This window comes from Litorivivens sp. (assembly GCF_041625495.1).
Classification (GTDB): domain Bacteria; phylum Pseudomonadota; class Gammaproteobacteria; order Pseudomonadales; family Spongiibacteraceae; genus Litorivivens.
Genome location: NZ_JBFJTH010000167.1, coordinates 1 through 8,178, shown reverse-complemented (window position 1 = coordinate 8,178; position 8,178 = coordinate 1). Strand labels below are relative to the sequence as shown.

General features: G+C 55.3%; 9 protein-coding genes. 1 reads left to right on the top strand and 8 read right to left on the bottom strand.

What is annotated here, in order from left to right; genetic code table 11:
• Window positions 1-460 (top strand): cytochrome P450 (locus tag ABYP39_RS15540; RefSeq protein WP_372783442.1); only part of this gene is annotated, 460 nt, incomplete at its 5' end.
• Between the two features lie 58 nt (window positions 461-518).
• On the opposite strand, the gene ABYP39_RS15535 is transcribed toward ABYP39_RS15540, so the two are convergent.
• The 8 genes from ABYP39_RS15535 to ABYP39_RS15500 all read right to left on the bottom strand — a co-directional run.
• Window positions 519-887 (bottom strand): PilZ domain-containing protein, encoded by a 369-nt coding sequence (locus tag ABYP39_RS15535; protein ID WP_372748156.1) that lies wholly within the window; start codon window positions 885-887, stop codon window positions 519-521.
• Window positions 888-1,025: 138 nt separating this feature from the next.
• The gene (locus tag ABYP39_RS15530) at window positions 1,026-1,424 is read right to left on the bottom strand and encodes a PilZ domain-containing protein (protein WP_372783440.1); all 399 of its coding nucleotides are present in this window, start codon (window positions 1,422-1,424) and stop codon (window positions 1,026-1,028) included.
• A gap of 81 nt (window positions 1,425-1,505) precedes the next feature.
• The gene (locus ABYP39_RS15525; RefSeq protein WP_372783438.1) at window positions 1,506-2,888 is read right to left on the bottom strand and encodes a VWA domain-containing protein; all 1,383 of its coding nucleotides are present in this window, start codon (window positions 2,886-2,888) and stop codon (window positions 1,506-1,508) included.
• Between the two features lie 11 nt (window positions 2,889-2,899).
• Window positions 2,900-3,823 (bottom strand): AAA family ATPase, encoded by a 924-nt coding sequence (locus tag ABYP39_RS15520; protein ID WP_372750463.1) that lies wholly within the window; start codon window positions 3,821-3,823, stop codon window positions 2,900-2,902.
• 28 nt (window positions 3,824-3,851) lie between these two features.
• Window positions 3,852-4,322, bottom strand: coding sequence for a cupin domain-containing protein (locus tag ABYP39_RS15515; RefSeq protein ID WP_372758293.1), 471 nt, complete (start codon window positions 4,320-4,322; stop codon window positions 3,852-3,854).
• The gene (moaA, locus tag ABYP39_RS15510; protein ID WP_372783436.1) at window positions 4,315-5,325 is read right to left on the bottom strand and encodes a GTP 3',8-cyclase MoaA; all 1,011 of its coding nucleotides are present in this window, start codon (window positions 5,323-5,325) and stop codon (window positions 4,315-4,317) included. The genes ABYP39_RS15515 and moaA overlap by 8 nt, the downstream gene beginning before the upstream one ends.
• Before the next feature lie 14 nt (window positions 5,326-5,339).
• The gene (locus ABYP39_RS15505) at window positions 5,340-7,418 is read right to left on the bottom strand and encodes a putative bifunctional diguanylate cyclase/phosphodiesterase (protein WP_372783434.1); all 2,079 of its coding nucleotides are present in this window, start codon (window positions 7,416-7,418) and stop codon (window positions 5,340-5,342) included.
• Between the two features lie 210 nt (window positions 7,419-7,628).
• On the bottom strand, window positions 7,629-8,178 hold a 550-nt coding region (locus tag ABYP39_RS15500; protein WP_372783432.1), incomplete at its 5' end, for a hypothetical protein.

The window sequence follows — 8,178 nt, the reverse complement described above, 5'->3', positions numbered from 1 at the left end:
TGCCAGTGGTATGCATGAGCTGCTGAAGCAGCCTGAGCTATATCGCCAGCTAGAGGCCAACCCGGACCAGCTGCCGGCGGCGGTGGAGGAAATGCTGCGGTGGTCTACGCCGCTGCATTACTTCCGCCGCACAGCAACCTGTGATACCGAGCTGCGGGGCCAGAAAATCCGGGAAAATGATCGAGTGGTGATGCTGTACTCATCGGCCAATTTTGATGAGCGCGTGTTTGAAAATCCGCTAACGTTTGATATCTCAAGGAACCCCAATCCCCACTTGGCTTTTGGTCACGGCATACATTTGTGCCTGGGCGCCAATCTGGCGCGACTGGAAGCCCGGATTTTCTTTGAGGAGTTCTTCAAGCTGTTTAGTGGTGCTGAGTTGGCCGGAGAGCCAAAGCGCATTCGCTCAAATCTGGTGAATGGCTATAAAGACATGCCGGTGAGGCTGCAGCCGCGCTAACGCGGCTGTTCACTGGCTAAACTGGGCGTTGGGCTGGCCCGGTCGGGGCATGAGTGCGCTAGCTATTGGCGGCTTCGCGCAAGCCGTGCTTTAGTACTTTATCTGCCCACTGGCTCTGTGCCGTTTCGCGCGATGGATAAAGCTCTACCCCTGACTGGTATTCATTTCCCACCTGTCGGGTCCACTTGACCTCGCCTACCAGCGTCAGCGGGTATTCCTCACCGTTATCCACGAAAATTCGCAGGATACGTTCGGGGAGCAGAGATTCTTTGGTGGCGATCTGCATACCGCGGGAGGAGATATCCAAGGTACGGGCCAAAGCAAGTTTGGCTGATGCCGTAGCGTCAGGCTGAGCGGATTCCACTTCTACAAAAACCAGTGACTGGTCGTCAAAGCGGCGGTCGTTGCGGCGTTCGGTATTCATCATGATTACAGAGGCATGGAAACGAAAGTGGTGAGAATACTACCACGATTGTTCCCGGCAAGCCTGTAGCGTGATCGTAATGTGACCTAGCGCTCATTTTTTCGCGATTGGTTGACTGGGGGGCAGTATCGCCCCGAGGTTCTACCCAGCCAAACTGGCATGATCACTGGTTAGCGATGCTGCTGACGAAGACCGCAGAAGCATCTTGCTCAGACGGTTCTGCCACAAAAGGTAGTCGGTGCCGAGTGTGTCTTCCAGTAGAAGACCCATCAGGTAGCGGTTGCCACCCTCAGCTACCACCCAGCGGACGGTGCCGAACAGCGTCAGATCGTTGCCGGATTCAAGGTGAAAGCGAAGGCGAAAACGTTCGAACACGCGCAACGGGTTGATGCAGCGTACTTTCAGCCCGTGTTTGGAAATGTCTGTTACTTGGCATTCTTCGCGGCTTGCCACGATCGAATAGCCACCGTTCTGCAGATAGATATCCAGGCAGTTGTCGTCGGCAGTTTGGTAACGTTTCTCTATGCGGTGATCGGCCATGCTGTCAGGCTCCTGATGGTTCTAGAGACGTACTCTACTGGAACCGGTGGCAAGCAGTACCCGTAATTGTGCGTACCGGGATCAGTGCAAAACGGTGAGCAGGCGGTCCAATAAGCGCTCCAGTTTGGCCATCGAGTTGCACTCGGCTACAAAATGACAGGCGCTCTGGTAGCGTTTGATCTCGGAGTCGCCAGTATTCCAGCTTGCGCGGGGTTCGGGGTTGAACCAGAGCAGATACTTGCTGCGCTGGTAGAGTTCTCGCAGTTGGTCGAGGCCGGGGTCCGCGCTATTGGCACGGCCGTCACCGAGGATGATAAGCGTGGTATTGCGGTCGATCTGGGCAGAGTACTCGCTTACAAACTGTTTGAAACTGTTGCCGTAGTCGCTGCTGCCGCGCCCCCACTTCTGGTTGACCAGTTCAACCGCCTGCTCAGGCGGGTGGCGCTCAAATAGGTCGGTCACCTCGTAGGTTTCGCTGGTAAACACAAAGCTGCGGATGCGAGGCATCACATCGGTCAGGCTGTACAGGAACAGCAGCAGAAAACGGGCGTAAGTCGAGACGGAGCCACTGACATCGCAAAGCACAACGAGTTTTGGCTGGTCTTTCCGCTTTTGCTTCCAGTAGGTATGGAAGGGTACGCCACCATAGGCTAGGTTGCGGCGCAGGGTCTTTGACATGTCGAGTTTGCCGCGACGGTCAACCCGGCGCCGTTGGCGGTGACGGGTGGCGAGTTTTTTAGCCAGTGCGCGAATCAGTGTGGGGAGCTGTTTCAGGTGGTAGTGCTCCAGCGCCGAAAGTCGGGTATTGCGCAGCATCTGTTGTTGAATGGCGCGCCCGGCGGCATTGGCGTTAAGTAATAGCTGGTGCTCAACGGCATCGCGCGCCGCCATATCAAGCACATATCGCTGCTGTTCCAGCCATTCAATGGGGCCAGCCAGCTCCTCGCTGTCGATGGCCTTCAATGCATCGATGGCCCTGTCGAATTGGCCGGTACCTGCTGCTTCTGCCAGGCGCCGCCGGAATATGCCTTTCTGGGTGTTAAAGCGCACATTGTCCAGGCTGATGCCTTCGGCGGCTTCTTCGATGGCCATGGCCACGGCATCATTATTACCTTCCAGTGCGGCCTGCACCATCGGCGCGCTGAGCGCATTCTGCACGGCGGCGTCGCCGGCTACAGCGTCAGGCAATTCAAACTTGCTCGGGTGAGGTGATTCTGTCTTGGTTTGCTGCTGTTCGCTGTGGCGCTCACCTTTGGCCAGAAAGTACAGGTCAAAACACTGGTGGAACAGGGCTTTCTCGTCACGCGTTTTAGTGAGTGAGGCTGCCAGTGCATCGCGCAGCAGCTGCTGGTTACTGTAACCAATAACGTCGGCTGTTTGCAGTGCATCGAGGGTTTCGCTGGTAGAGATACGCACGTCGTGCTGCCGTAGGGTATTGATAAAGCCAAGCAGAGTCTGTTCCATGGTGGTGGCGCCTAGCCTTTCAATAGCTGCCGGATTTCCGGCGTCACCAGCTGGATATCCTCTTCGAACTTGAGGATCACATTCAAGGTGCTTTGCACCAGCTCCGGCGATAGGGCGGTGGCGTGCAGCAGCAGCAGGGCGCGAGCCCAGTCCAATGTCTCGCTAACGGCTGGGGCCTTTTTCAGATCCAGTTCGCGGACCTGCTGAATAAAGGTAACCAGCTGCTCGCCGAGAGAGTCTGGAATTTCCGGCACTCGGGTTTTTACTATGCGGGTTTCGAGCGCGCGACTGGGAAAGTCAATGTATAGGTGCAGGCAACGGCGTTTGAGCGCGTCGCTCAGATCGCGCGTGTTGTTGCTGGTGAGGATGACGACCGGTTTCGTGGTGGCGTGGATGGTGCCGATTTCTGGGATGGACGCCTGAAAGTCGGACAGAATTTCCAGCAGCAGCGATTCGAATTCATAGTCGGATTTGTCAATCTCATCGATCAGCAGGACCGCGCCATCCTTTTCTCGGAGCGCTTTGAGTAGCGGGCGCGGTTCGAGAAATTCTTCCGAATAGAAAATATCGCCGAAGGATTTCAGCCGTTCCACAGATTCGGCCAGCCCTTTGGCGCCCTGAAGAATATCGTGCAGCTGCTCTTTGAGAACCTGGCTGTAGAGCAATTGCTTGGAATATTTCCAGTCGTAAAGTGCTTTGCTTTCGTCCAGGCCTTCATAGCATTGCAGGCGCACCAGGGGCAGTCCATTGAACTGAGCCGTTGCTTTGGCCAGTTCGGTTTTGCCTACGCCGGGTGGGCCTTCCACCAGAATCGGGCGCTGCAGCTGTTGGGCGAGATAAACCGTGGTGGCGATGGCTTCACTGGCGATATAGCCGGCGCCGGCAAAGCCATTGATCAACGTGTTCACGGCCACTGTGGCCGGGGAATCCTGCACCGTGTTAACTCCTGTTCCTGATTGTGAATTAGGTTTGGCAGAGGGCTTTCAGGCTGGGCCAGTGTTCCGGGTAGCGCTGCTGCATTTCATCCGCGCTGGCCATTTCGTGATCGTCGAAATCAAAGCCAGGGCATACAGCTTCCGAGATCAGCGCGTAATCGCCACAGAGTAATTGAGAGCCCTTCCAGAATCCACCGGGCACGGTGAGTTGCAGTTGTTCGCCGCTGGGTACATCCGGCCCGAGTGTTATTTGCAGAAGTTTACCTTCCGGCGTCAGCAGGGTGTAAAGCAGGGAGCCACCACCTTGCCAGTAGTGCACGATATCGGAGCGGTTGCGATGCAGGTGTCCGGTGGGTTGATCATCAGTGAGCAGGTAAAAAATGCTGCTCATCAGGCGTCGCCCCAGGTGGGTGTGCGAGCTCTCATAGGTGCGCCGGAAAAAGCCACCTTCGGGGTGGGGACTTAATTGGAGCTTTTCGATGAGGGTGTGTTTATCCACCGGTCATGTTCATAAAGCGGACGATCTGTGGTTCGTCGTCGTTAAGTTCGAAATGATGGCGCTCGGGTTTGATGGCCATGGCCTGGCGGATAGTATGCTGCAATCGCTCGCTGTCACCGGGGTATGCATCCAGCACCTCTTTAAGGTCGGCCGAATGCTCGTTTCCAAGGCAGAGCAGCAAGCGTCCTTCAACGGTAACGCGCACGCGGTTGCACAAATGGCAAAAGTTGTGGCTGTGAGGTGAGATGAAGCCAACCCTTATTGAACTGTCTACCATGCGGTAATAATCAGAGGGCCCCCCGGTGTTTTCGTGGCTGTTTCCGAGTGGGTAGCGCTCGTCTATTATCTCGCGCAGCTCGTCACTGGAACAGAAACTCAAGGCCCGACTGTGCTCGTCAATCAGACCCAGTGGCATTTCTTCAATGAAGGAAATGTCCACGCACTTGTGTCGGGCGAACTCCACCAGATCGAGCACTTCGTCATCATTGCGGCCCCGAAGAATGACGGCGTTGAGTTTGATGCGCGAAAAACCGGCGTCGATTGCGGCGTCGATACCGCGTAATACCCGGTTAAGGTCGCCAGTGCGGGTGAGCTGTCTGAATTTGTCTGCCTGCAGGCTGTCGACGCTGATATTGATGCCGGTGAGTCCGGCAGCTTTGAGCGCTGGTGCATACTTGTCCAGCTGGGCGCCATTGGTCGTTAGGTGTAGCTCTTTGAGGCCTTCCAGCGCACCCAGGCGTTCTACCAGCGATAACACATTGTTCCGGATCAGGGGTTCGCCGCCGGTAAGACGAATTTTGGTAACGCCAAGGTCTACAAAAGCCTTGCCGACGTCGTACAACTGTTCCAGAGACAGTATCTGATTGCGGGGCAGAAACGTCATGTCTTCGGCCATACAATAGACGCAGCGAAAATCGCAGCGGTCCGTTACGGACAGCCGTACATAATTGATTTGTCGGTCAAAGCGATCGATCAATTGGGAGGGGGTAACTGCGCTGCTCATAGTCGTCGATGGTATCACACTCCGTGACTGTGCACGGAGTGTCTAGGGTCGTCCTCAGTTGGACGCCAGCGCAGGAATTCGTCTTCAGGCAGTGGCTTGCTAAACAGGAACCCCTGCACATGGGTGCAGCCCATTCCTACCAAGGCCTGGAACTGCTCGGGGGTTTCCACGCCTTCCGCGACAACCTTGATGTCCAGCGCTGCACCAATATTGAGCATGCCGTCGAGCAGTTGGCGGCCCCTGACAGTGTGTAGCTGGTCGATGAAGTATTTGTCGATTTTCAGGATATCCAGCGGTAGCCGTGCGAGATAGGACAGGGAGGAAAAGCCGGTGCCAAAATCGTCAATGGCAATCAGTACGCCGGCATTGCGCAATTTCTCCAGTTCCCGATAGGTCGCCTTGTCATCGTCTATCAGTGCACTTTCGGTCAGCTCCAGGGTGATGCTGTCGGGCGAAATATCAAAGCGACGCATGGTTGCGAGAGTTTTGTCCGCGTACTGATGGGCGCGTAATTGCCAGGGACTGACATTGATCGACAGTCGGCCGCGAAATGCACCATTGCGTTGCCAGCGAGCCAGTGCGTGACAGGCCTCTTCCAACACCCAGTCGCCCAGTTCGACCATCATTCCGCGTCGTTCTGCCAGGGGGATAAACAATGCTGGTGATATCAGGCCGCGCACGGGATGTTGCCAGCGGATTAAGGCTTCTGCACCGACCGGTTCACGATTGGCGTTGAGCTGTGGCTGGTAGTAAAGCCGAAAGTGATTATCTTTAAATGCCAGATCAAGGGCGAGCTCAAGAGCCTGGCGCTCCGCCATGACGGCAGCAAATGAGGGGTCATAGTAGATTGCGGTATCACCGCCCCGGTTAGTCGCATCTTCAATTGCCAGATCGGCGTGGTAGAGCAGCTCTTCGGTGGAGAGGCTGTCCACAATGTCTACCATGCCGATGCTGTAGTTCAGATCTAAAGCCTGTTGGCCAATGCGAAATGGCGTGGCCAAGGCGCTCCCTGGGATCACCTGACCGATACCGCTTTCTGCCGAGAGTTCGATGATCTCTTCCGGTTGCGTGGTGATCAGGGCAAACTCCGCCTCGGAAATGCGGGCTGTGAGCTTGGCTTTGCGGTAGTGAGTTCGCAATCGATCGGCCAGCTGGCGCAGCAGTGATTCACAGTTAGTCTCGCCAAAGGTTTGCTTAAGTTCACGATAGCGATCAATTTGAATGACTAACAGCTTATAGCCTCGACGCTTGTCCTTTCGGCAGCGCTCGATCGCTGCCTTTAGCTTGCGGTTGTTGGCCAGTCGGGTCAGCTCGTCAGTAAATGCCTGCTGGCGGGCGCGTTGTTCAGAGGCGGCCTTTTCTTTGAGTTCTTTGGATAGGCGCTGACTCTTATCCGACAGCTCTGCCACCCGCGCTCGATTATCGACTCCGAAACACACACCAATAACAGCGAATAACCAGACGAAAATGACTCCACCGGGCAATACAAACGGGCTCAGGTCGTAGTAGTAAAGCAGCTGAGAAGTTGCCGATACGGCTTGGAGTAACACGTAACTGCCTATCAGGCAGGCGGCCAGTCTGGTGCCGCGCCGGTGCATATGCATGCAGCACCAGCATCCCCAGCCGACCATAAGTATCGCCAACAGCTGGAACGCGGCTGATGTTTTCCGGTAGGTGAATGAAAACCGCTCGGAACCTTCCTGCTCAGGGTAGAACTGCAGATTGTCTAAAAAGAAGCCGTAGGGTAGGGTCAGGCTGTAGACCAGCAGCGCTGTACATACGGCGCTGTAGGCAATTAACAGGGGCTTGCTTAACGATTTGTTAATAACCCCTGCATATAGGGCGAGCATCCAGGCGAATGCAACCAGGTAGCCAAAGGCTCCTATGTTCTGGATCTTGGTTGCAATAGAGAAGCTTTCCAGCGTTTCGGCCCTGTAGAACCAGGCGGTCGCGGTCAAAAACAGTGCAACGCTGAAACACAGTGCGGCAAATGCCTGATACAGCGCACGATAGCGGTCTGCTGTTCCCATAATGACGGCTTCTATTGCCGTGTACAGGGCGAGCGCGCTGGTTATGTAGTAAGTCAGCTCCATAGATACTGCAGTAGTTGTTTCAATGGTTGCAGCATCGTGCTGAGAATAGTGCCGAGATTAGCTGCCTGCACTAAGAGTGAGTTTACGGCCATGTGTTGTCAACCATTGACTGTTGGGCATATCGGCCTTAAGCCGGTCGGCAATACTCACTAGAATGGCGTCGCAATGGCTTTCGCTTAAGGACTGCCGAATTTCCCGCAGGCGGTCGACCTATACCAGCATCAGGCTCAAGCCGGTGGGGTCGCTCAGCAGCGTCTCTTTGAGCTGGGCACGTAATTCCAATTCGTTGGGCAGGCCGGTCAGCGAGTCTGAGAAAGCCTGAGCTCGCACCGTGTGTTCCGCAATACGTCGGCGCTCAACCTCTTCGTGGAGTTCGTCCCGCTGCTGGTTCAGCTCCTGAATAAGGAGGCGAGTGTCGTGGCCAAAACACAGAGAAATAACCACAAACAACCACAGGAAGGTAATTCCGCCGGGAATATCTGCTTGCACATGCCCAAAGTTGTAGAGCAGCTGTAAGGCGAACGACAGGCCAAGTACGACCAGATAACTACTTAATAAGATTGCAGCGAAGCGATTACTGTTGCGCCATAGCAAGCGGCAGCACCATGCCCCCCACAAAACACTGGCAAAACCCAGTAGTTGGTAAACCACGGACGATGGGCGATAGTCATACTGTATCTGTACAATTTTGCTGCCAAGAATGTCAATGTGGCCGAGCAGCGTTACATTGTCGACGAATAGACCAAAGGGCAGCGTCAGG